The sequence below is a fragment of the Microbacterium hominis genome, from assembly GCF_013282805.1.
Classification (GTDB): domain Bacteria; phylum Actinomycetota; class Actinomycetes; order Actinomycetales; family Microbacteriaceae; genus Microbacterium; species Microbacterium hominis_B.
Genome location: NZ_CP054038.1, coordinates 2,435,064 through 2,459,851 on the forward strand (window position 1 = coordinate 2,435,064; position 24,788 = coordinate 2,459,851).

A 24,788-nucleotide genomic window follows, 5' to 3' on the forward strand; every position below is an offset into this window, starting at 1 on the left:
GTCGATCATGGCGACACGGATCGGCGCGCAGCGCCCGGTGCTCATCGTGGCGATCCTCGCGAGCGTCGTCGCCTTCCTCGACGGCACCGTGGTGCACGTCGCGCTCCCCGCGATCGACCGCGAACTCGGCGGCGGCCTGTCCACCCAGCAGTGGGTGGTCGACGCGTATCTCATCACCCTCGGCGCGCTGATCCTCGTCGCCGGGTCGCTCAGCGACCTGTTCGGGCGCGTGCGCGTGATGCGGATCGGCCTGATCGGGTTCGGCATCACCTCGGTGGCGATCGCCGCCGCGCCCACGGCCGAGTTCCTGATCGCGGCGCGCGCGCTGCAGGGCGTCGCGGGCGCTCTGCTCGTGCCTTCGTCGCTCGCGCTCATCACCTCGAACTTCCGCGACGCCGCTCAGGCGCGCGCGATCGGCATCTGGACGGGCGCCACCACAGCGGCGATGCTGGTCGGCCCCGTGCTCGGCGGGATCTTCGTCGACCTTCTGTCGTGGCGGCTCGCGTTCCTCATCAACGTCGCGCCGATCGCGGTGACCCTCGTGCTGCTCGCACGCCTCGGCCTGACCGAGCACCGCCGGCCCGACGCGCACGTCGACTGGGTCGGGGCGGTGCTGTGCACGGTCGGGCTCGGCGCGGGCGTGTTCGCCCTCATCGAGCAGCCGGCGCTCGGGTGGGGCTCCCCCCTGATCTGGGGCTCGCTCGTGCTCGGCGTGGGGGCGTTCGCCGGCTTCCTCGTGCGCCAGCGGTTCGCGCCGCAGCCGATGATGCCGCTGTCGCTGTTCCGCATCCGCAACTTCTGGGCGGGGAACCTCGCGACCGCCTTCGTGTACGGCGCTCTCTCGCTCAACGGCTTCGCCCTCGCGGTCTATCTGCAGCAGGGTGCGGGGCTCCCCGCCACCCTCGCGGGGCTCGCGGCGCTCCCCTCCACGGTGATCCTCGCGCTGTTCAGCGCCCGGGTCGGCGGGCTGGCGGGGCGCGTGGGTCCGCGGCTGTTCATGACGATCGGCCCCGCCATCATGGCCGTCGGCGCAATCCTGCTGCTCACGGTCGGCGACGATTTCTCGTACTGGACCCAGGTGCTGCCGAGCATCCTCGTCTTCGGCACCGGACTGTGCCTCACCGTCGCGCCCCTCACCTCGGCGATCCTGGGCGCAATCGAGCCGGAGCGGTCGGGCATCGCGTCGGCGGTGAACAACGCGGTCGCGCGGGTGGCGGGCCTCATCACCATCGCGATGGTGTCGGCCATCGCCGGGGGCGCCCTCGATCTCGACGGCTTCCATCGCACCGCGATCGCGACGGCCGTGCTCATGGTCGCAGGAGCGCTGGTGTCGTTCGCCGGCATCCGCAACGCGACGCGGACAGCCGTGCGACGCTGATCAGGACGAGTGGATGCCGCGCACGGCGTCCCACAGCGCCTCGGCCGTCTCGCGCTTGGTCCCGTGCGCCTCCCCGACGGTGCGCCCCTCCCGATCGAGCAGCAGCAGCGCGTTCTCGTCTGTTTCGAACCCCTTCTCCCAGCCGACCTCGTTGACGGCGAGCAGGTCGGCGCCCTTGCGGATCGCCTTGCGCCGGCCGCGCTCGGCGGCGGTCTCGGCGGCGGTGGGGGTCTCGGCGGCGAAGCCGACGACCGTCTGCCCGTCCCGGCGCGCGCGCACCAACCCCGCGAGGATGTCGTCGGTCTCGACCAGTTCGAGGGTCAGCCCCGGTTCGGCAGAGCGGTCCTTGCTGAGCTTGTGCGCCGAGACCTCGGCCACGCGGTAGTCGGCCACCGCGGCGGCCATCACCACCACGTCGGCGGCCGATGCCGCACGGGTCACGGCGGAGGCGAGGTCGGCGGCGGTGCCCGCCCGCACGATCGTCACCCGCCGATGGGTGGCCGGCTCGCCGAGCACGCCGTCATCGACGTGCGCGGCGACGAGCGTCACCTCGGCGCCCCGGTCGGCGGCGGCGAGCGCCACCGCGACGCCCTGGCGGCCGCTGGAGCGGTTGCCGAGGTAGCGCACCGGGTCGATCGGCTCCCTGGTGCCGCCAGCGCTCACCACCACCCGCAGACCCGCGAGGTCGCCCGGTGAGCTCGCGGCGTCGGTGACGGCGGGCGCAGCATCCACCGCCTGCAACGCGGCGGCGACGATGGCCTCGGGCTCGGACATCCGGCCCGGCCCGGAGTCTCCGCCGGTGAGCTCGCCGTCGGCCGGGCCGACCATGACCACGCCGCGGTCGCGCAGCGTCGCGATGTTGGCCTGCGTGGCCGGGTGCCGCCACATCTCGGTGTGCATCGCGGGGGCCGCCACGACCGGTGCCGTGGTGGCGAGTAGGGTCGTTCCCAGGAGGTCGTCGGCGAGTCCCGCGGCCATCTTCGCCAGGGTGTTCGCCGTCGCGGGCGCCACGATCACGAGGTCGGCCTGCTGACCGAGCGCGACGTGACGCACGCGGGCGACGTCGTCGTGGACGGAGGTGGTGACGGGATGCCGGCTGATGGCCTCCCACGTCGGCAGTCCGACGAAGCGCACGGCGTCGTCCGTCGGCACGACGTGCACCTCATGGCCCTCCTTCACGAGGAGGCGCACCAGGTGCACGGTCTTGTAGGCGGCGATGCCTCCGGTGACTCCGACGACGATGAACACCCTCCGATCTTGGCACGGCCGGGATCGCCCGAAGCCAGGAGCGTCCGCGATGTGCACCGTCGTCATCCGCGTGCCCGAGACCGCCGACGAGCCCACGCGCCTGCTCGCGATCCGAGACGAGGATCCCGGTCGGCCGTGGAACCCCCTCGGCCGGTGGTGGCCGGAGGCGCACGAGGGCGTCGTGGGGGTGCGGGATGTGCGCGCGGGCGGCGCGTGGCTGGCCGCCGACCCCGGAACGTCGCGGCTGGCGGTGCTGCTGAACCGTGCGGACGTATCCACGCGCCCCGAAACGGAGCTCGTCTCCCGGGGCGGCATCGTGCTCGACGCGGTCGCCGGCCGACCGCCCGCGCATGACCCGCGCACGCATGGCTTCAACCTCGTCGAGGTCGACGCCGCCCGATCGCGCGTGCGCACGTGGGACGGCGCAGCGCTGCGCACCGTGGACCTCGCACCGGGCACGCACATGATCGCGCACGACGACGTCGACGACCTCCGGACGTCCCGGATCGCCCGCTGGCTCGACGAGTTCCGTGCGACTCGCCCCGCCCCGGGCGAGGAATGGTGGATGCCGTGGCTCGCCGTGCTCGAGGCATCCGCGTCGCTCGAGAGCACCGACGACGAGGCGATCATCCGCGACAACCGTCCGCACGGGTACCCGACTCTGTCGCTGCTGGCGTGCGTGGCCTCGATCGGGCGCGACGGGATCGATGTGCGGTACGGCGAGCTCACCCGACCCGGCCAGTGGGGCGGGCTGGAGCTGGGCTGAGGGCCGCGCCGCACACCGCGGCGGCGCCCGATTAGACCATGCTCTTGGGGTGCCACACCGTCTTGGTCTCGGTGAAGGCGGTGATGCGGGCGAGGCTCGGGGCCGCGGCATCCACCCCGCTCTCGGGCGGGAGCACTCGGGTGAGGGTCTGCGCGGCCGCGATCTCGAGGTCGACCCAGTCGAGGTCTCCGGCGCCGACGAGGTCGAGCGCGTGCACGTCGGGATGGGATGCCAGCCACGGCGCGATCTCCGCGGGCGACCCGGTCAGCACGTTGACCACTCCCCCGGGCACGTCGCTCGTGGCGAGCACCTCGGCGAGCGAGATCGCCGACAGCGGGAAGCGCTGGGACGCGACCACCACCACCGTGTTTCCCGTCACCAGCGCCGGCGCCACGGCCGACACGAGACCGAGCAGGGCGGTGTCCTGCGGGGCGATGACCCCGACCACGCCCGTGGGCTCGGGCACCGAGATGTTGAAGTACGGCCCTGCCACCGGGTTGCCGTTGCCGGCGACCTGCCCGAACTTGTCGCACCACCCGGCGTACCAGACCCAGCGGTCGACGGCCTCGTCGACCTCGGCGCCGGCGACCGCGGCGCTGACGCCGGTCTGCGCGGTGATCTCGTCGACGAACTGGGCCCTGCGACCCTCGAGCAGCTCAGCGACCCGGTAAAGCACCTGCCCCCGGTTGTACGCGGTGGCCCCGGACCACGGCTTCACCGCCCCGACGGCGGCCGAGACCGCGTCGCGCGCGTCTTTGCGCGAGGCGAGCGCCGCGTTCGCGAGGAACCCGCCCTTCGCCGCCTCCACTGCGTACGTGCGACCCGACTCGCTGCGCGGGAACGCCCCGCCGATGAAGAGCTTGTAGGTCTTGGGCACCGTCAGGCGCTTGCTCATCTCATCCCGCCCTTCAGGTATGCGGCCAGGCCGTGCCTGCCGCCCTCGCGTCCGTAGCCCGACTCCTTGTAGCCGCCGAAGGGGCTCGACGGGTCGAAGCGGTTGAAGGTGTTCGCCCAGACGACGCCGGCGCGCAGGCGGTCCGCCACCGCGAGGATGCGCGAGCCCTTCTCGCTCCAGATACCGGCGGACAGGCCGTACGGCGTGTTGTTGGCCTTCGCGATCGCCTCGTCGGGCGTGCGGAAGGTGAGCACCGAGAGCACCGGGCCGAAGATCTCGTCTCGCGCGATGCGGTGGCTGGACTGCACATTCGTGAAGATCGTCGGCGCGAACCAGAAGCCCTTGTCGGGGATCACGCAGTCCGCCGTCCAGCGCTCAGCGCCCTCCTCGTCGCCGATGCGGCTGAGCTCGCGCACCCGCGCCAGCTGCTCGGCCGAGTTGATCGCGCCGATGTCGGTGTTCTTGTCGAGCGGGTCGCCGAGGCGCAGCGTCGAGAGGCGCGCCTTCAGCCGCTCTACCACCTCGTCGTGGATCGACTCCTGCACGACCAGCCGGCTGCCCGCGCAGCAGACCTGCCCCTGGTTGAAGAAGATGCCCGTGACGATCCCGTCGACGGCCTGCTCGATGGGCGCGTCGTCGAAGATGATGTTCGCCGCCTTGCCGCCGAGCTCCAGGGTCACCTTCTTGGACGTGCCGGCGACCGCCTTCGCGATCTCGCGTCCGACCGCGGTCGAGCCGGTGAACGCCACCTTGTCGACATCGGGATGCCGTACCACGGCCGCACCGGTGGCTCCGGCTCCGGTCACGATGTTGACCACGCCGGGCGGGAGGTCTGCCTGCTGGAGGATCTCGGCGAACAGCAGAGCCGACAGGGGCGTCGTCTCGGCGGGCTTGAGCACCACGGTGTTGCCGGCGGCGAGCGCGGGGGCGATCTTCCACGCGAGCATGAGGAGGGGGAAGTTCCACGGGATCACCTGCCCGGCGACTCCCAGCGGCTGCGGGTCGGGCCCGAGCCCGGCGTAGTCGAGCTTGTCGGCCCAGCCGGCGTAGTAGAAGAACCACGCCGCGACGAGCGGGATGTCGACGTCGCGGCTCTCCTTGATCGGCTTGCCGTTGTCGAGGCTTTCGGCCACGGCGAGCTCGCGCGCGCGCTCCTGGACGAGCCGGGCGATCCGGAACAGGTACTTGCCGCGATCACGCCCGCTCATCTTCGACCAGGTCTTGTCGAAGGCACGCCGCGCGGCCTGCACGGCGGCATCCACATCCTCTTCCGACGCCGCCGCGACCGTGGCGATGCGCTGCTCGTCGGCCGGGGAGATGGTGTCGAATGCGGTGCCCGATCCCGCGCGGAACTCGCCGTCGATGAACAGCCCGTACTCGTCGCGCAGGTTCAGGATCGCGCGCGACTCGGGGGCGGGCGCGTACTCGAGGAAACTCATATTCTCTCCCGGTGATGCAGCAGCCGGCAGCGGCCGGCGTGCCGAGATCAGTCGATCGTCACGTAGTCGGTCCCGGTGTAATGGCCGGTCGCGAGCTTCTGCCGCTGGCGCAGCACGTCGTTGAGCAGGCTGGAGGCGCCGTACCGGAACAGATGCGGCTGCAGCCACTCCTCGCCGGCGATCTCGGCGACGGTCACCAGGTACTTGATCGCGTCCTTGGCGGTGCGGATGCCGCCTGCCGGCTTCACGCCGATCCGCTCGCCGGTGGCGCGGTGCCAGTCGCGCACGACCTCGAGCATCAGCAGCGTCACCGGCAGCGTCGCGGCGGGCTGGACCTTGCCGGTGGAGGTCTTGATGAAATCGCCGCCCGCGAGGATCGCCAGCCACGACGCCCGCTTGATGTTGTCGTAGGTGGTGAGCTCGCCCGTCTCGAGGATCACCTTCAGCGACGCCGAGGACCCGTCGGCGCGGCGACAGGCCTGCTTCACCTGCGCGATCTGGTCGAAGACCTGCCCGTACCGGCCCGCGAGGAACGCCCCGCGATCGATCACCATGTCGATCTCGTCGGCGCCGGCGGCGACGGCCTCCGCGGTGTCGGCCAGCTTGATGGCCAGCGACGCGCGGCCGCTCGGGAACGCGGTCGCCACCGCCGCCACCGACACGCCGCCCTCGTCGGGGTCGCCGTGGGCGGAGCCCAGGGCCTCGACCGCGTGCGGCACCATGTCGCCGTACACGCAGACCGCCGCCACGCGGGGACAGGTCGGATCGGACGCGTCGGGATTGAGCGCCTTGGCCACCAGCGAGCGCACTTTGCCCGGGGTGTCGGCGCCCTCGAGCGTGGTCAGGTCGATGAGCTCGATGATCTTGTCGAGCGCCCACGCCTTGGAGGTCGTCTTGATCGACCGGGTGCCGAGGTCGCCCGCCCGCTGGGCCAGGCCCACGGCATCCACTCCGGCCAGGCCGTGCAGGTAGCGACGCAGGGTCACATCGTCGGGCTCCCCGCCGAGGAGCTCGACGGCACGCTCGGGCAGGGTCTGCAGATCTGTGCGGCTCATCGTTCTCCCCCCGTCGGGTGCCGGGTGGATCACGTCGGTGTGAGCCGCGGCGCGGGCACGCGGTGCGGGCCCGCTTCGATCGTAGGCGCGGGAGGCGGGAAGGTCTACGGATCGGCGCGCCGGTCAGGCCAGCGCCGCGCGCACCTTGTCGATGTCGTCGGTCATCTGCGCGATGAGCGGCTCGATGCCCTCGAAGGCCACCATCCCGCGCACGCGACCCGCGAAGCGGATCTCGACGGTGTGGTCGTAGAGATCGAGGTCGGCCTCGTCGAGCACATACGCCTCGACCTGGCGCTGCACCACATCGTCGAACGTGGGATTGGTGCCCACGCTGATCGCGGCCGGGTAATGGATGCTGCGCCCGGCCTCACCGCCGGAGGACGGCATCCCGTGGTCGACGAGCCAGCCGGCGTACACGCCGTCGGCGGGGATGAAGCCCTCGAGGTCGGCGCCGAGGTTCGCCGTGGGGAAGCCGAGTTCACGGCCGCGCTTCGCGCCGTGCACGACCTGACCCCGCACCGCGTGCGGACGGCCGAGCAGGCGCGCGGCGCCCACCACGTCGCCGTCGTCGAGGAGCTCGCGCACCCACGTCGAGGAGACGCGCCTGCCCTCGTCGATCGCCCGCACGTCGTCGACGACGTCGACCTCGAAGCCGAACCGGGGGCCGAGCTCGCGCAGCAGCGCGGGCGTGCCGGCCCCGCCCCGGCCGAACCGGAAGTCGCTGCCCACCATGACGATCTTCACCCCGAGCGCGCCCACGAGCACGTGCTCGACGAACGCCTGCGCGTCGAGGTCGGCGAGCCGCCGGTCGAAGGTGAGCATGAGCGTGGCATCCACACCGGAGTCGGCCAGCAGGCCGAGCTTCTGGTGCTCTCCGACCAGGCTGTCGGGGCAGATGTCCGGGCGCAGCAGCGCGAGCGGATTGCGGTCGAAGGTGACCGCGACGATCTTCGCGCCGAGGGCGGCGGCATCCACCCGCGCCCGATCGATGACCGCGCGGTGGCCCGTGTGCACTCCGTCGAACTTGCCGATCGCGGCCACCGAGGGCCCGAAGTCCGCGGGCACTTCCGCCGGATCGCGGAAGACGATCACGAGACCACCGCGGCGGCGCTCGGCGCGGACGCGACCGGCTGCGGGCGGTGCGACACCAGCCACCACAGGCCGAAGAAGGGCAGCACCAGCGGCACGAACAGGTAGCCCATGCCGAACCACGACCACACGCTCGGGTGGGCGAACAGGGCCGGTGCGAGCAGGCTCAGCGCGCCCACGACGAGAACGCCGACCAGCTCGAAGACGATGGCGACCCACGCGACGCGGTACCACCCGCGCGACCCGGCGAAGACGAGGGCGAGGGTGGCGAGGATGTACACGAGCGCCGACAGCGCCGACAGGGTGTAGGCCAGCGGCGCCTCGTCGAACCTCTCGACGATCTGGACGAAGGAGCGCCCGGTGGCGGCGAGCGCCATGATCGCGTAGACGATCACGAGGACGCGGCCGATGCCGGACATGCGGGGGCGGGTGGACGACGACATGACCCTACGATCTTAGGCCGGATGCCGTGCCCGCCCTCCCGCCCGGGCGTCAGGCCAGCTGCACGGTCCAGATCACGTACATGCGCCACACCATGATGGCCACCGACAGCGCGGCGATCCCCATGATGACGGTGCTCCACCGACTGCGCTCGAGCAGTGCCCACAGCACCGCGGCGGGCGGCACGAGGGCCGCTGAGACCAGGTAGACCCAGAACTCGAGGAGGCTCCCGGTGGGCGGGTTGCCGGCGAGCGGAGCGATGATCGCGATCACGATCTGCGCGATGAGAAGCAGCTCGACCAGGGCCAGGGAGCCGACGGTCACATCGCCCGGGCGGCGCCCGGCGAGCCCGGCGACGACGGCGATCAGCCCCGCCACGACGGCGACGGCCACCTGGACGATCGTGAACCACAGGATCATGCGGATGCCTCCTCGGGCATGTTCATCGCGCTCTTCACATCGGCTCCCCGCTTCTCGACGACCCCGACGAGCACGCCCTCGGGATCGATGGCGGCGGCGGGGACGGAGGGGAGGCGCACGGCGGCGCCCTCGAGCCGCTTGCCGTGGCGGAGGTCGCGCGCCTCGTCGGCGGTGACGGCGAACCGCCCGAGCACGGCGACCGCCGCGGCGGCGGGGGTCAGGGGCGTCGCATCGCCGATCGCGTCGGCGTCGGCCGCGGCGTCGAGCCCGAACGGGCCGATCCGGGTGCGGCGCAGGGCGGTGAGGTGGCCGCCGACGCCGAGGGCGGCGCCGAGGTCGCGCGCGAGCGAACGGATGTAGGTGCCGCTGGAGCAGTCCACCACGACGTCGAGATCGATCACCGCGCCCGCGCGGCGCTCCGCGACGACGTCGAAGCGCGACACGGTCACCTCGCGCGCCTTCAGCTCGACCTCCTCGCCCGCGCGTGCCAGATCGTACGCGCGACGGCCGTCGACCTTGATCGCCGAATACGTGCTGGGCACCTGCGAGATCGCACCGGTGAGCCCTGCGATGCGGGCGTCGATCTGCGCGCGGGTGATGCCCGCGGCATCCACCGCCTCGACGATCTCGCCGTCGGCGTCATCGGTGTCGGTCGCCACGCCCAGGCGGATCGTCGCCTCGTACGTCTTGTCGAGCCCCACGATGAAGGTGAGCAGGCGCGTCGCACCCTCGACGCCGAGCACGAGCAGCCCCGTCGCCATCGGGTCGAGCGTGCCGGCGTGGCCGATCTTGCGGGTGCCGAGGGCGCGACGCGCGCGGGCGACCACGTCGTGCGACGTCATCCCGCCGGGCTTGTCGACCAGCACGACCCCCGGCGGCGGCTTCGGGCGGTCGGATCGGGCGTGCGCGGGCATGACTTCCAGCCTACGTGGGGCCGCGGGCATCCCCGTGCCGCGGGTGCCCGTGCTGCGGGCGGGCGTCAGGTCGCCACCGGCGCTTCTTCGGAGATCTGCGATCGTTCGGACGGTTTCGGCTCGACGGGTCCGAACGAGCGCAGGTCTCCGAATGGCGGGGCGCACGGTTCACGCCGCGCGGTGCAGGCCCTGCGCGACCGCCCGCATGATGAGGTCCTGGACTTCGGGCCATCGATCGACCACCTGACGGTATCCGACGCGGATGACGTGGTATCCGAGCAGCATGAGCGCCGCGTCGTGCGCGATGTCCGCCTCACGCTGGGCCCCGACGTGGTGCCCGCCGTCCACCTGGAGTACGAGGCGTTCCCCGATGAGGAAGTCGACGCGGTGTCCGTGGATCCAGGCCTGCGGCACGATCGACAGCCGCAGCCATCGAAGACGCGGCGGCACGAACGACTCCAGGCCCGACATGGACCACGGCTGTGCTTCGTCGAGCAGCGCCTGCGCGGCCGTCGGCAGAGGAAGGCGGCCCAGGATCGCCTTGTCGGCCCGGGCCGAGTTCAGGGCGGACTCCCACACCACCAGCGCCTCGTCGTGCGGGCGGCATTGCGCCACGAGAGCGAGCACATTCTCGATCGGGTCGACGAGCGCATCGGGATGCCTCGGGATCACTGGACGGCTCCAGTGCGCGTGAGCGGTCGCAACCCGCACGTGGGCGTGCGGCGCCGCCGCAACATGGATCTCGGGCTCATCGAGCACCCATAGCCCGAGTCGGCGCGCCTGGGTCACGCAGGTGAGCACAACGCCGGCGCGCGCGGCGGCGACGAGCTGTGGGTCGGCTCCCGAGCGGGCGATCCACCCGCGGCACGGGCGGTAGGCGAGGCCGGACTCGACGAGCCGGGCCTGCGCATGTCGGGAGACCCCGTCGGAGAGCAGGGTCGACGTGCGCACCACGCCTCCCCGACGCGACAGCACTGCGAGAGGGTCGACACGAGACATGCCCCGATCCTCGTGCGCCCGCATGGCTCGCAGACGCGGGGAGCGCCCGTGTGGATGGGGGTGACGCCGCGCACCTCTGTGGAGGACAAGCTGGATGCCGCAACGGTGCGCGCGGCATCCATCTCGCCCCGGCCCGGCTGCATCTGTTCGGAGATCTGCCGTCGTTCGGACGGTTTCGGCTCGACGGGTCCGAACGAGCGCAGGTCTCCGAATGGCGGGGCGGCTGCGCCGGCGGCGCGGGCCTTACGCTGGGGGGATGCCCGAGCTCGCCGCCCCGCTGAACGCGTGGTTCCGGGAGAACGCGCGCGACCTCCCGTGGCGGCGGCCCGGGTTCGGGGCGTGGGGCGTGCTGGTGAGCGAGTTCATGCTGCAGCAGACGCCGGTGAACCGCGTCATCCCGCACCTCACCGCCTGGCTCGAGCGCTGGCCGACGCCCGCAGCGCTGGCGGCGGCGGCCCCCGCCGACGCGGTGCGGGAGTGGGCGAACCTCGGCTACCCCCGACGCGCACTGTGGCTGCACCGGGCGGCGACCGAGATCCGCGACCGTCACGACGGCATCGTGCCGCGGGACGTCGATGCGCTTCTGGCGCTCACCGGCATCGGGGACTACACCGCACGGGCGGTGGCGGTGTTCGCGTAGGGCGACCGGCATCCGGTCGTGGACACCAACACGAGGCGCGTGATCGCGCGGGCCGTGGACGGGCGCGCGCAGCCGGGACCGCCCGCGCGCGGCGACCTGGCCGCCATGGCGGCGCTGCTGCCCGAGGCCGAAGCCGAAGCCGCGGTGTTCAATGCGGCCGCGATGGAACTGGGCGCCACCGTCTGCACCGCCCGATCACCCCGTTGCGAGGCCTGCCCGCTCGCGAGCGCCTGCGCGTGGCGCGCGGCCGGTCATCCCGATACCGGCGACACCCGGCGCCGCCAGGCGCGGTACGAGGGCAGCGACCGGCAGGCCCGCGGGGCGGTGCTGCGGGTGCTGCGGGATGCCGCGGCGCACGCGGTCGCGCTCGACGAGGTCGTCGCGGACTGGCCCGACGCGCGTCAGCGCGATCGGGCGATCGACTCCCTCATCGCCGACGGACTGGTCGAAGCCGTGGACGGGATGCTCCGGCTCCCCCGCTGACAACCGATCAGCGGTCGTCGACCTCGACCTCTTCGTCCTCGAACTCACGAGGCTTCACGTAGGGGTCGGCGTCGCCCGCGTAGGCGGCCTTGGCGGCGATCCCCGCGACGGCCGCATCGCGCTCCTGCGCTTCGCGCAGCAGGTCGGCGATGTGACCGGCGCTCTCGGGGAGGGCGTCGGGGATGAACTCGAGCGACGGTGTGAGCCGCACGCCGAGCTTGCGCCCGACTTCGCTGCGCAGCATCCCGGTGGCCGCCTTCAGCGCCTCGGCGCTGGAGGCGCGCTCCTCGTCGGTGCCGTACACGGTGTAGAACACCGACGCGTGCTGCAGGTCGCCCGTCACGCGCACATCGGTGATCGTCACGAAGCCGAGGCGCGGGTCGCGCAGCCCCTTCTCCAGACGCTCCGCGATGAGCACGCGGATGCGGTCCGCCATGCGCGCCTGTCGTTCCTGAGACATGTTCACTCCTTACGGGGTGGTGAGGGGCGCCCGTGGACGCCCCCCACCAGCACCAGGGTCAGCCGCGCGGCTTCTCCACCATCTCGGTGGTCTCGATCTCGTCGCCGATCTGGATGTCGTTGTACTTGCCGAGGCCGATACCGCACTCGAAGTCCGTGCGGACCTCGGTGACGTCGTCCTTGAAGCGGCGCAGCGACTCGATGGCCAGGCCGTCGGCGATGACCACGCCGTCGCGGATGACGCGCGCCTTGGCGTTGCGCGTGATCGTGCCCGAGCGGACGATGACACCGGCGATGTTGCCGAACTTCGAGGAGCGGAACACCTCGCGGATCTCGGCGACACCCGACTGGACCTCTTCGAACTCCGGCTTGAGCAGGCCCTTGAGCGACTGCTCGACGTCGTCGATCGCGTTGTAGATGACCGAGTAGAACCGCACGTCCACGCCCTCGCGTGCGGCACGCTCGCGCGCCTTCGTGTCGGGGCGGACGTTGAAGCCGATGACGATCGCGTTGTCGATCGTCGCCAGGTTGATGTCCGACTCGGTGATCGCGCCGACACCGCGGTGGATGATCCGCAGCTGCACCGACTCGTCGACCTCGATCTTGAGCAGCGACTCCTCGAGCGCCTCGACGGCACCGGAGACGTCACCCTTGATGATGAGGTTGAGCGACTCGACCTTGCCCTCTTCGAGAGCGCGGGTGAAGTCCTCGAGCGAGATGCGCTTGCGGGCCTTGGCCAGCTGGGCGTTGCGCTCGGCGGCCTCGCGCTTCTCCGCGATCTGGCGGGCCGTGCGGTCCTCCTCTGTCACGATGAAGGTGTCACCGGCGCGGGGCACGGAGTTCAGACCCTGCACCTGCACCGGACGCGACGGGTAGGCCTCGTCGACCGCGTCTCCGTTCTCGTCGATCATGGCGCGCACGCGGCCGTAGGCCGTACCCGCCACGATCGCGTCGCCGACGCGGAGCGTTCCGGACTGGATGAGCACCGTGGCGACCGAACCGCGACCCTTGTCGAGCTTGGCCTCGATCGCGACACCGCGCGCCGCCTTGTTGGGGTTCGCGGTGAGGTCGAGACCGGCGTCGGCGGTGAGCAGGACGGCGTCGAGGAGCTCCTGGATGCCGGTGCCCTGACGAGCCGAGACGTCGACGAACATGACGTCGCCGCCGTACTCCTCGGCGACCAGGCCGTACTCGGTGAGCTGCTGGCGCACCTTGGCGGGGTTGGCCTCGGGCTTGTCGACCTTGTTCACCGCGACCACGATCGGCACGTTCGCCGCCTGGGCGTGGTTCAGGGCCTCCACCGTCTGCGGCATGATGCCGTCGTCGGCGGCGACCACGAGGATCGCGATGTCGGTGACCTGCGCACCGCGGGCACGCATGGCGGTGAACGCCTCGTGACCGGGGGTGTCGATGAACGTGATGGCACGCTCGATGCTGTCGTGCTCGGTCCACACCTGGTAGGCACCGATGTGCTGCGTGATGCCGCCGGCCTCGCCCGCGACCACGTTGGTCTGACGGATGGCGTCGAGCAGTCGCGTCTTACCGTGGTCGACGTGACCCATGACGGTCACGACGGGAGGACGGATCTCGAGGTCTTCCTCGTTCTCCGCCTCCAGCTCGGCCTCGAGGTCGAGACCGAAGCCCTCGAGGAGCTCCTTGTCCTCGTCCTCGGGCGAGACCATCTGGATCTTGTAGCCGAGCTCGGCGCCGAGGACCTCGAAGGTGGCCTCGTCGAGCGACTCGGTCGCGGTGGCCATCTCGCCCAGGTTGAACAGGATGGTCACGAGCGTGCCGGGCTGCACGGTGTAGCCGCGCAGCGCCTCGAGCTTGTCGGCGAAGTCCGCGATCGACGCGCCGCGGCGCAGTCGGATGATCTCGCCGTTGCCCTTCTGGACGTTGACGCCGCCGACGACCGGCGCCGACCGCATCTCGAATTCCTGCCGCTTCGCGCGACGCGACTTACGCTGCTTGGACTTGCCGCCGCCCTTGCCGAAGGCACCCGCGGTGCCACCGCCGGGGCCACGGCCGCGACCGCCGCCGCCACCCGGACGACCGGCGAAGCCGCCGCCCGCACCGGGCGCGCCACCGGGGCGCTGGAACCCGCCGCCGCCAGCACCGCCGGGACGACCGGGGCCGCCGGGACGCTGCTGGAACGGCGCGCCGGGACGACCGCCGCCACCGGGACGACCGCCGCCACCCGGACGCGGGGCGCCGGGGCGGGGTGCGCCGGGGCGCGGCGCCTGCGGGCGCGGGATGTTGCCGGGGGTCGGGCGCTGGCCCATTCCCTGAGCGGACGCGAACGGGTTGTTGCCCGGACGCGGTCCCGAAGGACGCTGGCCCATGCCCTGCGAAGAGGCGAAGGGGTTGTTGCCGGGGCGCGGGGCGCCACCCGGACGCGGAGGCTGCGGGGTCGGGCCCGCGGGGCCGGGCTTGGGGCCGGCGGCGGACTTCGCGGCCGGAGCGGCCTCTGCCGGGGCAGGGGCAGCCGGCGCCTCGGGGGCGGGTGCCTCAGGCGCAGCCGAGGCAGCCGGCGCCGGCGCGGGGGCCGGGGCGGCGGGCTTGGCCGGGCCGGGCTTCACGCCGGGCTTGGCGGCCTGCGCCGGGGTCGCGGCAGGTGCCGCGGGGCGCGCCGGGCCGGGGCGGCCGGCGGGACGCGCCGGTGCCGGCTTGCCGGCGGACGCGTCGGCCGGCTTGCTCGCGCTTTCCGCCGCGAGGGCGGCGCGGAGCTTGCGAGCCACGGGGGGCTCGATCGTCGACGAGGGGCTCTTGACGAACTCGCCGAGTTCCTTCAGCTTGGCCAGAGCGACCTTGCTGTCGACACCGAGTTCGGAAGCGATCTCGTGCACGCGTGGTTTGGCAGCCACAAATTCTCCTGTCTGGGTCCACCCCAGGCAGGGCAGACCATTAGTCGCGGACGGGTCTCATCTCGAGCCGTTCACTTTGTTTCCATAGCCGTTCAGCCTTTTCGCTGGATGTGCTGTTCGATGGTCTGCGTGTCAAGCGGGCCTGACACACGCAATGCCCGCACGAAAGCGCGGCGCCGCACCGCGGCATCCACGCATTCATGCGTCTCGTGCACCCACGCACCTCGTCCGGGCATCGAAGCACGCTCGTCGAGGACGAGGACCGAATCGATGGAGACCACCCTCAAGAGGGCGGACCGGGAAGCACGCGCGCGGCATCCGACGCACGTTCGTACCGGGTCCATGTTACACCTCCGCTCCGGGCGGCCGGGCCACCTTCGCTCAGGACTCGAGGATGCTGTCGGGCTGGATGTCGATCTTGGCCCCGGTCAGCTTGGCGGCCAGACGCGCGTTCTGGCCCTCCTTGCCGATCGCCAGCGACAGCTGGTAATCGGGCACGAGCGCGCGCACCGCCTTGCTGCCGACGTCCAGCACGAAGCTGGAGGTGACCTTGGCGGGCGAGAGGGCGTTGGCGACGAACTTCGCCAATTCCGGGTCGTAGTCGACGATGTCGATCTTCTCGCCGCTGAGCTCCTCGGTCACCGCGCGCACGCGCCGGCCGAGCTCGCCGATGCAGGCGCCCTTGGCGTTGATGGTGGGATCGTTGGCCTTCACGGCGATCTTCGTGCGGTGGCCGGCCTCGCGGGCGAGCGAGACGATCTCGACCAGACCGCCGGCGATCTCGGGCACCTCGAGCGCGAACAGCTTGCGGACGAGGCCCGGGTGCGTGCGGGACACGGTGATCGAGGGGCCCTTGGCGCCCTTGGCGACGGAGGTCACATAGACGCGCAGCCGAGAGCCGTGCGTGTACTCCTCGCCCGGCACCTGCTCCTCGGGCGGGAGGATCGCCTCGACCGAGCCGAGGTCGACGTGCACCATGCGGGGATTCGGCCCCTGCTGCACGACGCCGGCGACGATGTCGCCCTCCTTGCCGCGGAACTCGCCGAGCACGGCGTCGTCGGCGATGTCGCGCAGACGCTGGCTGATGACCTGCTTGGCGGCGTACGCCGCGATGCGGCCGAAGTCGTCGGGGGTGGACTCCTCCTCGCCGATGACGGCGCCCTCCTCATCGAGGAGGGGCACGAAGATCGCGACGTGGCCGGTCTTCGGGTCGATCGCGGCGCGGGCGCCCTCGGGAAGCTCACCGGTGGGGGAACTGTGCTTGGCGTAGGCGATGAGGATCGCCTGCTCGATGATGCGCACGAGCTCGCCGAGAGGGATCTCCTTCTCGCGCTCGATCGTCTTGAGAAGTCCGAGATCGATGTCCACGCTTTTCCTCCGTATTCAGCTCTCACCGGCCCGCTGTGGCGGACCGGAACCCTACAACGTTACCGGATGCCGACGCCGCCGATCCTGGGAGGAGCCCGTCATCGCGGCATCCCCTCATTCGTCGCAGTTGTCGACGGGGGGCGGGTCGCCGTCGAACCGCTGCTGCGTCCAGTTCACGAGGACCGGCACGAAAGACGACGACGGCAGCAGGATGCCGAGGTGGTCGTATCCGCGGTACTCGAGCCACCGCACCTGCGCGCCGGCCTCGCACGTCTCGGCGATGAAGCGGCGCTGCAGGTCGGGCGGGATCACCTCGTCGTCGCTCCCCCACGCCACCAGCAGCGGCTGGTTCCAGGGGCCGGTGGCCGCGTTCTCGCCGAGGCGCCGGCCGAGCGAGCCGGTCGTGAGGTCGCCCACGAACAGCGGCCGGTCCTCGGAGACCCCGATGGCGGCGAGCACCGAGACGATGACGCCCGGCTCGCTGGGGCAGCGCTGGGCCATCTCGCGAACGATCGCCCGGGCGCCGGGGACCACGTAGTCGTCGAGGCTGACGTCGGGATAGGTGTCGGCGTACGGCACGAGCACCCACGAGATGAGCACCGAGAGCGTGGGCGTGGCATCGATGGTGGTGAGCTCCTCCGCGAGGGCGAGCGGGTCGGCCGCCGGCGACAGGGCCGCGGTGCCCAGTATGCGCAGATCCGGGGCATAGTCCTCGGCGACGGCCGCCGTCCACAGCGCGGCATGCCCGCCCTGCGAGTGCCCCCACACCGCCACGTCGCGCGTGAGCCAGACGCCCACCACCTCATCGGCCGCGCGCACCGCGTCGAGCGCCGATCTCGCCTCGCCCACCCCGATGAGGTACGGGAAGACCCCCGGGGCGCCTTGGCCGATGTAGTCGGGGGCCACCACGATCCAGTCGTTCTCGATCGCCTCGTCCAGGCCCGGGATCGCCCACCTGGTGGCCGACGCCTCCCGAAGGCTCGGCGCGCAGCCGCGCGCGACCCCGGTCGTGCCGTGGTTCCACAGCACGACGTCGCGCGGGTTGAACGAGACGCGGTCGGGGATGATCACCAGGGCGCTGGCGACCGCGTCTGCCCCGCGCGCATCCTGGGTCGTGTAGAGGATCCGATGCACGCTGGCCCCGCGCGGCTGGCGCCCGCCGTAGTCGTCTTCGCGGATGAGCACACCGCGCCCGTCGGGCAGCTCTGCCGGCGGATCGTAGAAGCCGTCTACCACCGGGGCGCCGTCGGCGAGCCAGTCATTGACCCACCAGGCGGCGCCAGCCGTGACCAGCAGCAGGACGGCGAGCGCAAAGCGGCCGGCGTCCGCCCATCGGCGGGCGGCGCGCGAGGGTTCGCGCTGCGCCGCCCCGCGCCCGGCGGCGACCATCTGGCGGGTGCCGCGGATCGCGAGCGCGGCACCGAACAGGAGCGTGCGGATGCCGAAGACGAACGCGACCACGAGCACGGTCACGTCGGGCCAGGTCAGCGCGAGCACGCCGAAGACGATCTGCGCGCCGCCCCAGGCGACGGCGAGCACCCGCTCGCTGACGCGACCTCCCGTCAGCGCGTCGCCGAACGAGGCGAGGCCGCCGAGCATCAGCAGCACCGCGAGCGCGCTGGGCAGGATGTCGAGGCTGCGGCCGAACCAGACGAGCACGGCCGCACCACCCAGCATCCAGGCCGCCGCGATCGCGCGATGCCACCACTCCTGCCCGCGGGGCAGGGCGAGCTCGGCCAGTCCCGAGGCGATGGCGCTCAGCCCGATGTAGATGCCCAGCACGAACAGCGAGGTGAGCGGACGTGTCGCGATGAGGAACCCGATCAGGGCGAGACCGACCCCGACGAGCACGAGCACGCGCGCGGGCGCCTGGCGGAGCATGCTCGGCAGCACACTCCACCCGATGCGGCGGGGTCCCGGCACGGTGTCGGCCATCGCCTCATGCTAGATCGACGAAACGGGGTCTGGCCGGGTGGAACGCGGGCCGACATACTGGGGCGATGGACGCAGTGATCGCGTGGATGGCGACCTGGGGCGACAACCTGTGGACCTGGCTGGTCCTGCCGGTGGTCGTCCTCCTCGGCCTCTACTTCACCATTCGTTCGGGTGTGGTGCAGTTCCGCCTCATCCCCGAGATGTTCCGCACCCTCACCGACAAGACACCGCGCACCGAGACCGGCGAACCGCAGTCGGTCTCCGCGTTCCAGGCCTTCACGATCTCGGCCGCCTCCCGCGTGGGCGTCGGCAACATCGCGGGCGTGGGCACGGCGATCGCGCTCGGCGGCCCCGGGGCGGTGTTCTGGATGTGGCTCATGGCCTTCATCGGCGGCGCCTCCGCGTTCATCGAGTCCTCGCTCGCGCAGCTCTACAAGACGCGCGACGCCGACGGCTTCCGCGGTGGCCCGGCCTACTACATGCAGCGTGGACTCGGCGCCCGCTGGATGGGCATCCTGTTCGCCGTCATCCTCATCATCTGCTTCCCCCTGGCGTTCTCGTCGCTGCAGGCCAACACGATCCAGGCCACGGTCGCGGGGAGCCTCGACGAAGGGGCGCAGGCGTGGCTGCCGTGGGTGACGGGCGTGGGCCTGTCCGTGCTCATGGCAATGGTGATCTTCGGCGGTGTGCGCCGGATCGCCTCGGTCACCCAGACGCTGGTGCCGGCGATGGCCCTGCTGTACCTGCTGCTGGGGCTGGTCATCGTCGTGATCCACGCCGATCGGCTCCCCGCCGCCTTCGCCTCGATCTTCACCGAGGCGTTCGGGTTCAACGAGGTCGTGGGCGCGACCCTCGGCTACATCATCCTCACGGGCGCACGACGCGGCATGTTCTCCAACGAGGCGGGGCTCGGCTCGGCCCCGAACGCCGGGGCCTCCGCGGCCGTGACCCATCCCGTCAAGCAGGGTCTCGTGCAGACCCTGGGCGTCTACTTCGACACGTTCCTCGTGTGCTCGATCACCGCCTTCATCATCCTGGTGTCGGTGCCGGATCTGTCCACGGCCACACAGGGCATCGGACTCACCCAGGGTGCGATCACCTCGGCGCTCGGTGATTGGTCGAACATCCTGCTCAGCATCGTCATCTTCCTGCTGGCATTCAGTTCGATCCTCGGCAACTACTACTACGGCGAGTCGAACATCGAGTTCATCACCACCCATCGGGGCGTGCTGTTCGGCTATCGCCTCTTCGCCATCGCCGCCGTGTTCGTCGGCGCCCTCCTCTCGGCGAGCGTCGTGTGGACCTTCGCCGACGGTGTGATGGGATTCATGGCGCTCACGAACCTCGTCGCGATCGGGCTGCTCTCGGGCGTCGCGTTCCGGCTGCTCAAGGACTACACGGAGCAGCGGCGCGCGGGTCGGGATCCCGTCTTCACGAAGGACCGGATGCCCGATGTCGGCGGCATCGAGGTCTGGGAGGACGAGCGGTCGGTCACCGGTCCCATCGACATCCTGACCAGGAAGCACCAGGCCGAGAAGCATCGCGACCACCTGCACCGGTCGGAGGGATGATGACCGATCCCACCACCAACATCGCGATCAGCGATGTGGTCCCGAAATCCGGGGCGGGGATGCGTGTCGCCGACCCGGGCCTCATCGGGCTGCTCGGGTTCGTCATCGCCACCGTCACGGCCCAGCTGGCGCACCTGGGCTTTCAGACCGAAGGCCCCGTGTTCTGGATCGGCGCCGTCTTCGGCGGCATCGTGCAGGTGACGGCGGGCATGCTGTCGTACTTCGCCGGCGACAACTTCCACTTCATCGTCTACAACGCCTTCGGCTGGTACTGGATCGTCGTGCCGGGATTCCTGCTGGGCGAGGAGGTCGGGATCTTCATCGTCGCCGACTCCGCTCACGCGGTCTTCACCCTCGCGTTCTCGCTCATCGCGCTCATGTTCGCCTTCGCCGCCGCGATCCACAACAGCGTGCTCCCGGTGACACTGCTGTTCGTGTTCGGCGGCCTCGGCCTGCAGTCGATCGGCGGGTTCACGGGCTCCCCGGGCCTCGAATCCACCGGCTCGTGGCTGCTGATCGCCGCCTCGGCGCTGGCCGCCTACATGCTGGTGGAGAAGTTCTACTGGCGCACCACCGGCCGGCGCACGGTGCCGCTCGGTCCGCCGTGGTTCTCGGGAAGCCCCGACCCGGAGTCGTGATCGTCCGAGCGCGGCGCAGACGTCGGAGGCGGCATCCCCCCGCCGTGGGTGGGATGCCGCCTCGGCCGCCTTCGGATCAGGCGCGGTAGACCTGCACGACCGAGGGCCTCGGTGCGTCGGGCACCGCGCCGGGAGCGGTGGAGCCGTAGTCGGGGAACAGCGAATGCTGATCGCCGACCGCGCCGTCCTCGCCCGGGTGCTGCACGGCGACGAAGACCAGGTCCTCCTGGTCGTGGATCACCGGACCGCACGTCTCGGCCTCGCGCGGCACGGCGAGGAACTGCTGCACGCGGCCGCGCTCGTCGCCCTCGAGGGGCACGAGGAAGAGACCGTCGTTGTAGCCGATCGTGCTCGGGGCGCCGTCGGTCGAGATCCAGAGGTTGCCCTTCGAGTCGAACGCGACGTTGTCGGGACAGGAGATCGGCGAGACGAGCTCCCTCGGGAACCCGGCGAAGTAGGTGTTCACGTTCGTCGACGGGTCGCCGCACAGAAGCAGGATGCTCCAGCCGAAACGGGTGCCTGACTGGCCGGCGGTCTCGGTCAGCTCGATCACGTGGCCGTAGCGGTTGCCGGTGACCGGGTTGGCCTCATCGACGGGCGCCGCCGCGCCGCCGCGCTGCGAGTTGTTCGTGAGTGCGACGTACACCTTTCCGGTCTTCGGGTTCGGCTCGACGTCTTCGGGGCGGTCCATCTTGGTCGCGCCGACGGCGTCGGCGGCCAGGCGCGTGAAGACGAGCACCTCTTCGATCGACATCCCGGCGACCATGCTGCGGCCGCCCTGCGTGAGCGGGATCCACTGACCGGTGCCGTCGAAGGCGCCGTCGGAGGGAAGCGCACCCGTTCCGGTGATCTCCGCGGCCGGGGAGTCGCCGGAGAACTTCGCGACATACAGGTCGCCCTCTTCGAGCAGGCGCATGTTGTGCTTGCGTGCGGCGTTGCCCGGCTTGGCGTTGAAGCGGTTCCTCGAGACGAACTTGTAGAGGTAGTCGTTTCGCTCGTCGTCGCCCATGTAGGCCACGACGTGGCCGTCCTCGCCGACGATGACGTTCGCACCCTCGTGCTTCATGCGGCCCATCGCGGTGTGCTTGCGCGGTGTCGACTTCGGGTCCTGGGGATCGATCTCGACGATCCAGCCGAACCGGTTCGGCTCGTTGACGTAGTCGGCGCTGTGCGCGTCGAAGCGCGGGTCGTACTTCTCCCACCCCGTCGAGGTGGAGGTCGACGCGCTCGCCTGGTAGCGCCGCTGACCGGCGGTGTCGGCAGCCCAGGCGAAGTAGCCGTTGAAGTTCTCCTCGCCCGAGAGCACCGTGCCCCACGGCGTGGTGCCGCCGGCGCAGTTGCCGAGGGTGCCCTTGACGGTCGTGCCCTTCGGATCGGCCGCGGTCTTCAGGAGGTCGGACCCGGCGGCGGGACCGGTCAGGGCGAACGACGTCTCGACGGTGATGCGGCGGCTGCGTCGACCGCCGACGACGTACGACCAGCGGTCGCCGGCGCGACGCCGCTCGATCTCGACGACGGCGAAGCCCTGCGCCATCTTGTAGATCTCGCCGCGGCGCCGCAGCTCGCCGGGATCGGTCGTCGGAGTGAACATGATGTTCGGGTTGACGTACTCGTGGTTGCTCACCAGCACGCCCGAGCGGCGGTTGGTGTCGGCGATGATGTCGAGGTAGTCGCAGTTGTAGCCGAACTGCTGCGCCTGCGCCTCCGGTGTCTGGTTCGCGAAGTCGAAGGCGGGCGCCTTCGTGAACAGCGGGTCGCCCCAGCGGATGATCGGCTCCCACGCATAGCCGGTCGGCACCGTGAACGCGTCGACGGTGCGGGCGACGGGCGCGATCGGATCGAACGCGAGGCCCGCCGAGGCCGAGGCGCGGCCGAACGAGGCGCCCGCGCCACCGGCACCGGCGGCGACGGGCGACGACGTGGGCGCGCCCGAGTCGAGGCCGAGGCCCACGGCGACGGCCGCGGCCGCCCCCATGCCGAGCAGGGCGCGCCGCGAGAGCGCGGCCGATGCGATGTCACGGAAGTGGGCGTTGCCGGACTGGTTGCACTCGGGCCCGACGCACGCGTTGGCGCATTTGAACTGGCAGGTGACGGCCGAGCGCTTGCCGCGCACGTGGTCGGCCATCGGCAGCGGCCGACGGTGGTTCTCGATGATGCTCACGGGGTCTCCTCTGGGGGCGATGTGCTGCCGCCAGCCTGATCGCGGTGCCGTACGGGCAGGCGACCGAGACGTGAACAGAGAGCGACCGAGAGGTGAGAGTCCGTTCACGCGGGGGCCGGACCGCCCCCGCGCGGATCAGCGTGCGGCGAGCTTCGCGACCGCCTCGGCGACGGGGACGACCTCGCGGTCCCCGGTGCGGCGATCCCACAGCTCGACCTCGCCGTCGGCGGCGCCACGGCCGACGATGACGATCTGCGGCACTCCGACCAGCTCGGCGTCGCCGAACTTCACTCCCGGCGAGACCTTGGGACGGTCGTCGAAGAGCACGTCGAGCCCGGCCTGTTCGAGCGAAGCCGACACCTGCTCGGCGAGCTCGAAGGCGACGACATCCCGACCCGTGGCCACGACGTGCACATCGAACGGCGCCACCGACGCCGGCCAGATGAGGCCCTTCGCGTCGTTGTTGAGCTCCGCGATGTTCGCGAGGATGCGGGTCACGCCGATGCCGTACGAGCCCATCGTGACGGTGACGAGCTTGCCGTTCTCGTCGAGAACCTTCAGGCCCAGCGCCTCGGCGTACTTGCGGCCGAGCTGGAAGACATGGCCGATCTCCATGCCGCGCGCCAGGTGCACGGGCCCCGAGCCATCGGGCGCGGGGTCGCCCTCGACGACGTTCGCGACCTCGACGAAGCCGTCGCCGACGAAGTCGCGGCCCGCCACCAGCGTGTGCACGTGCTTCTGGTCGATGTTCGCGCCCGTCACCCACGCCGTGCCGTCGACGACACGCGGGTCGAGCAGGAACCGGATGCCGGTGGCCGACTCCTCGCCGAGCACGGCGCCCTGCTCGGACCAGGGGCCGATGTAGCCCTTGACCAGGAGCGGGTGCTTGGCGAAGTCCGCTTCGGTGGCGGCCTCGACCTCGGCGGGCGCGAAGGCGACCTCGGCGCGTTTGGCATCGACGTCGCGGTCGCCGGGGATGCCGACGATCACGAGCTCACGGGTGCCGTCGAGGTGCGTCAGCGCCAGCACGACGTTCTTGAGCGTGTGCGCGGCCGTCCACTCGGCGGCCTCGGCGGTCGCCGGGCCGGCGATCCCGGGTGCGGGAGCCTCGAGGTGCGCGTTCGAGTGGTCCACGAGCGTCTGGATCGTGGGGGTGTTCGGCGAGTCGAAGATGACCGGCGCGCCGATGCCGTCGAACGGGATGGGCGCGGGCGCCACGGTCTCGAACGCCTCGACGTTGGCGGCGTAGCCGCCCGCCGAGCGCACGAAGGTGTCCTCGCCGACCGCGGTGGGGTGGAGGAACTCCTCCGACCGCGATCCGCCCATCGCGCCGGCGTCGGCCTGCACGATCACGTACTCGAGGCCCAGGCGCTGGAAGATGCGCTCATAGGCGTCGCGCTGCGCCATGTAGGAGGCGTCGAGCCCGGCATCCGAGGAATCGAACGAGTACGCGTCCTTCATCGTGAACTCACGTCCGCGCAGGAGGCCGGCGCGAGGCCGGGCCTCGTCGCGGTACTTGTCCTGGATCTGGTAGATCGTCAGGGGCAGGTCCTTGTACGAGCCGTACAGGTCCTTCACGAGCAGCGTGAAGGCCTCCTCGTGCGTGGGCGCGAGCAGGTAGTCGGCCTCCTTGCGGTCCTTCAGGCGGAAGATGCCGTCGCCGTACTCCTCCCACCGGCCGGTGGCCTCGTAGGGCTCACGCGGCATGAGGGCCGGGAAGTGCACCTCCTGGGCGCCTGCGGCGGCCATCTCCTCGCGGATGATCGTCTCGAGGCGGTTCTTCACCCGCAGGCCCAGCGGCAGCCACGCGAAGATTCCCGGCGCCTGACGGCGGATGTACCCGGCGCGCACGAGCAGGCGGTGGCTCGTGACCTCGGCGTCGGCGGGGTCTTCGCGGAGCGTGCGGAGGAAGAAGTTCGAAAGACGTGTGACCACGAGCGACAAGTCTACGGATGCCGCGGCGCGGCGCTCGACGGATGCGTGGTCCCGGCTTGACGGATCCCCGATCGCAGTGTGCAATATATT

Annotated in this window: 20 protein-coding genes and 1 pseudogene; 5 read left to right on the top strand and 16 right to left on the bottom strand. The window is 71.3% G+C overall.

The genetic code is table 11. From position 1 onward, the window contains the following. Positions 1-7: 7 nt before the first annotated feature. Entirely contained in the window at positions 8-1,378 is a 1,371-nt protein-coding gene (locus HQM25_RS11085; protein ID WP_172990283.1) for an MFS transporter, read from the top strand. Here HQM25_RS11085 and coaBC read toward each other — a convergent pair whose 3' ends face one another. Beyond that, complete coding sequence (gene coaBC, locus HQM25_RS11090; RefSeq protein ID WP_172990284.1) at positions 1,379-2,626, bottom strand: bifunctional phosphopantothenoylcysteine decarboxylase/phosphopantothenate--cysteine ligase CoaBC; 1,248 nt, start codon at positions 2,624-2,626, stop codon at positions 1,379-1,381. A gap of 49 nt (positions 2,627-2,675) precedes the next feature. Here coaBC and HQM25_RS11095 point away from each other — a divergent pair, with 49 nt between their 5' ends. Next, positions 2,676-3,392, top strand: a complete 717-nt coding sequence (locus HQM25_RS11095) for an NRDE family protein (RefSeq protein WP_172990285.1) — start codon at positions 2,676-2,678, stop codon at positions 3,390-3,392. A gap of 31 nt (positions 3,393-3,423) precedes the next feature. On the opposite strand, the gene HQM25_RS11100 is transcribed toward HQM25_RS11095, so the two are convergent. The 8 genes from HQM25_RS11100 to HQM25_RS11135 all read right to left on the bottom strand — a co-directional run bounded on the left by HQM25_RS11100 (position 3,424) and on the right by HQM25_RS11135 (position 10,644). After that, entirely contained in the window at positions 3,424-4,287 is an 864-nt protein-coding gene (locus HQM25_RS11100) for an aldehyde dehydrogenase family protein (protein ID WP_172990286.1), read from the bottom strand. Next, positions 4,284-5,726, bottom strand: a complete 1,443-nt coding sequence (locus HQM25_RS11105) for an aldehyde dehydrogenase family protein (RefSeq protein ID WP_172990287.1) — start codon at positions 5,724-5,726, stop codon at positions 4,284-4,286. The genes HQM25_RS11100 and HQM25_RS11105 overlap by 4 nt, the downstream gene beginning before the upstream one ends. A gap of 47 nt (positions 5,727-5,773) precedes the next feature. Then, a complete protein-coding gene (gene deoC, locus HQM25_RS11110) occupies positions 5,774-6,781 on the bottom strand; it encodes a deoxyribose-phosphate aldolase (RefSeq protein ID WP_172990288.1) in 1,008 nt (335 codons plus the stop codon). Positions 6,782-6,904: 123 nt separating this feature from the next. Continuing rightward, on the bottom strand, positions 6,905-7,873 hold the full coding sequence (locus HQM25_RS11115; RefSeq protein ID WP_172990289.1) for a bifunctional riboflavin kinase/FAD synthetase: 969 nt from the start codon (positions 7,871-7,873) through the stop codon (positions 6,905-6,907). Next, the gene (locus HQM25_RS11120; RefSeq protein WP_254359293.1) at positions 7,870-8,313 is read right to left on the bottom strand and encodes a hypothetical protein; all 444 of its coding nucleotides are present in this window, start codon (positions 8,311-8,313) and stop codon (positions 7,870-7,872) included. Before HQM25_RS11120 ends, HQM25_RS11115 begins: the two co-directional genes overlap by 4 nt. 49 nt (positions 8,314-8,362) lie before the next feature. Continuing rightward, positions 8,363-8,731: a hypothetical protein gene (locus tag HQM25_RS11125; protein ID WP_172990290.1), complete on the bottom strand. Its 369-nt coding sequence runs from the start codon at positions 8,729-8,731 to the stop codon at positions 8,363-8,365. Further along, positions 8,728-9,645, bottom strand: a complete 918-nt coding sequence (gene truB, locus HQM25_RS11130) for a tRNA pseudouridine(55) synthase TruB (RefSeq protein WP_172990291.1) — start codon at positions 9,643-9,645, stop codon at positions 8,728-8,730. Before truB ends, HQM25_RS11125 begins: the two co-directional genes overlap by 4 nt. Positions 9,646-9,813: 168 nt before the next feature. Then, on the bottom strand, positions 9,814-10,644 hold the full coding sequence (locus HQM25_RS11135; RefSeq protein ID WP_172990292.1) for a type IV toxin-antitoxin system AbiEi family antitoxin domain-containing protein: 831 nt from the start codon (positions 10,642-10,644) through the stop codon (positions 9,814-9,816). Between the two features lie 256 nt (positions 10,645-10,900). On the opposite strand from HQM25_RS11135, the pseudogene HQM25_RS11140 reads away from it, so the two are divergent. After that, a pseudogene (locus tag HQM25_RS11140) lies at positions 10,901-11,767 on the top strand (A/G-specific adenine glycosylase). A 7-nt stretch (positions 11,768-11,774) separates the two neighbouring features. Here HQM25_RS11140 and rbfA read toward each other — a convergent pair. The 5 genes from rbfA to HQM25_RS11165 form a co-directional block, all read right to left on the bottom strand. Beyond that, positions 11,775-12,227: a 30S ribosome-binding factor RbfA gene (gene rbfA / locus HQM25_RS11145; protein WP_172990293.1), complete on the bottom strand. Its 453-nt coding sequence runs from the start codon at positions 12,225-12,227 to the stop codon at positions 11,775-11,777. A gap of 58 nt (positions 12,228-12,285) precedes the next feature. Continuing rightward, on the bottom strand, positions 12,286-15,090 hold the full coding sequence (gene infB, locus HQM25_RS11150; protein WP_217275142.1) for a translation initiation factor IF-2: 2,805 nt from the start codon (positions 15,088-15,090) through the stop codon (positions 12,286-12,288). Positions 15,091-15,182: 92 nt separating this feature from the next. After that, positions 15,183-15,434, bottom strand: a complete 252-nt coding sequence (locus HQM25_RS11155; protein WP_172990294.1) for a YlxR family protein — start codon at positions 15,432-15,434, stop codon at positions 15,183-15,185. A 37-nt stretch (positions 15,435-15,471) separates the two neighbouring features. Then, positions 15,472-16,458 carry a transcription termination factor NusA gene (gene nusA / locus HQM25_RS11160; RefSeq protein WP_172990295.1) on the bottom strand — a complete coding sequence of 329 codons (987 nt, stop codon included), beginning with the start codon at positions 16,456-16,458 and terminating at the stop codon, positions 15,472-15,474. A gap of 114 nt (positions 16,459-16,572) precedes the next feature. Next, positions 16,573-18,393 (bottom strand): lipase family protein, encoded by a 1,821-nt coding sequence (locus tag HQM25_RS11165; protein ID WP_172990296.1) that lies wholly within the window; start codon positions 18,391-18,393, stop codon positions 16,573-16,575. 65 nt (positions 18,394-18,458) lie between these two features. On the opposite strand from HQM25_RS11165, the gene HQM25_RS11170 reads away from it, so the two are divergent. Further along, positions 18,459-19,964 (top strand): alanine/glycine:cation symporter family protein, encoded by a 1,506-nt coding sequence (locus HQM25_RS11170; RefSeq protein WP_172990297.1) that lies wholly within the window; start codon positions 18,459-18,461, stop codon positions 19,962-19,964. Then, positions 19,964-20,602: an acetate uptake transporter family protein gene (locus tag HQM25_RS11175; RefSeq protein WP_172990298.1), complete on the top strand. Its 639-nt coding sequence runs from the start codon at positions 19,964-19,966 to the stop codon at positions 20,600-20,602. The genes HQM25_RS11170 and HQM25_RS11175 overlap by 1 nt, the downstream gene beginning before the upstream one ends. Positions 20,603-20,678: 76 nt before the next feature. Here the strand turns inward: HQM25_RS11175 and HQM25_RS11180 are convergent, their stop codons facing one another. Further along, positions 20,679-22,727: a PhoX family protein gene (locus tag HQM25_RS11180; RefSeq protein ID WP_172991633.1), complete on the bottom strand. Its 2,049-nt coding sequence runs from the start codon at positions 22,725-22,727 to the stop codon at positions 20,679-20,681. 171 nt (positions 22,728-22,898) lie between these two features. Beyond that, on the bottom strand, positions 22,899-24,698 hold the full coding sequence (locus HQM25_RS11185; protein ID WP_172990299.1) for a proline--tRNA ligase: 1,800 nt from the start codon (positions 24,696-24,698) through the stop codon (positions 22,899-22,901). Positions 24,699-24,788: the final 90 nt, after the last annotated feature.

Bases quoted from the DNA above. Each gene is read 5' to 3' on its own strand.
- HQM25_RS11085 (WP_172990283.1), top strand. From the start codon at position 8: ATGGCGACACGGATCGGCGCGCAGCGCCCGGTGCTCATCGTGGCGATC.
- HQM25_RS11095 (WP_172990285.1), top strand. From the start codon at position 2,676: ATGTGCACCGTCGTCATCCGCGTGCCCGAGACCGCCGACGAGCCCACG.
- HQM25_RS11100 (WP_172990286.1), bottom strand. From the start codon at position 4,287: ATGAGCAAGCGCCTGACGGTGCCCAAGACCTACAAGCTCTTCATCGGC.
- HQM25_RS11105 (WP_172990287.1), bottom strand. From the start codon at position 5,726: ATGAGTTTCCTCGAGTACGCGCCCGCCCCCGAGTCGCGCGCGATCCTG.
- deoC (WP_172990288.1), bottom strand. From the start codon at position 6,781: ATGAGCCGCACAGATCTGCAGACCCTGCCCGAGCGTGCCGTCGAGCTC.
- HQM25_RS11120 (WP_254359293.1), bottom strand. From the start codon at position 8,313: ATGTCGTCGTCCACCCGCCCCCGCATGTCCGGCATCGGCCGCGTCCTC.
- HQM25_RS11125 (WP_172990290.1), bottom strand. From the start codon at position 8,731: ATGATCCTGTGGTTCACGATCGTCCAGGTGGCCGTCGCCGTCGTGGCG.
- truB (WP_172990291.1), bottom strand. From the start codon at position 9,645: ATGCCCGCGCACGCCCGATCCGACCGCCCGAAGCCGCCGCCGGGGGTC.
- HQM25_RS11135 (WP_172990292.1), bottom strand. From the start codon at position 10,644: ATGTCTCGTGTCGACCCTCTCGCAGTGCTGTCGCGTCGGGGAGGCGTG.
- rbfA (WP_172990293.1), bottom strand. From the start codon at position 12,227: ATGTCTCAGGAACGACAGGCGCGCATGGCGGACCGCATCCGCGTGCTC.
- HQM25_RS11155 (WP_172990294.1), bottom strand. From the start codon at position 15,434: ATGGACCCGGTACGAACGTGCGTCGGATGCCGCGCGCGTGCTTCCCGG.
- HQM25_RS11165 (WP_172990296.1), bottom strand. From the start codon at position 18,393: ATGGCCGACACCGTGCCGGGACCCCGCCGCATCGGGTGGAGTGTGCTG.
- HQM25_RS11170 (WP_172990297.1), top strand. From the start codon at position 18,459: ATGGACGCAGTGATCGCGTGGATGGCGACCTGGGGCGACAACCTGTGG.
- HQM25_RS11175 (WP_172990298.1), top strand. From the start codon at position 19,964: ATGACCGATCCCACCACCAACATCGCGATCAGCGATGTGGTCCCGAAA.
- HQM25_RS11180 (WP_172991633.1), bottom strand. From the start codon at position 22,727: ATGGCCGACCACGTGCGCGGCAAGCGCTCGGCCGTCACCTGCCAGTTC.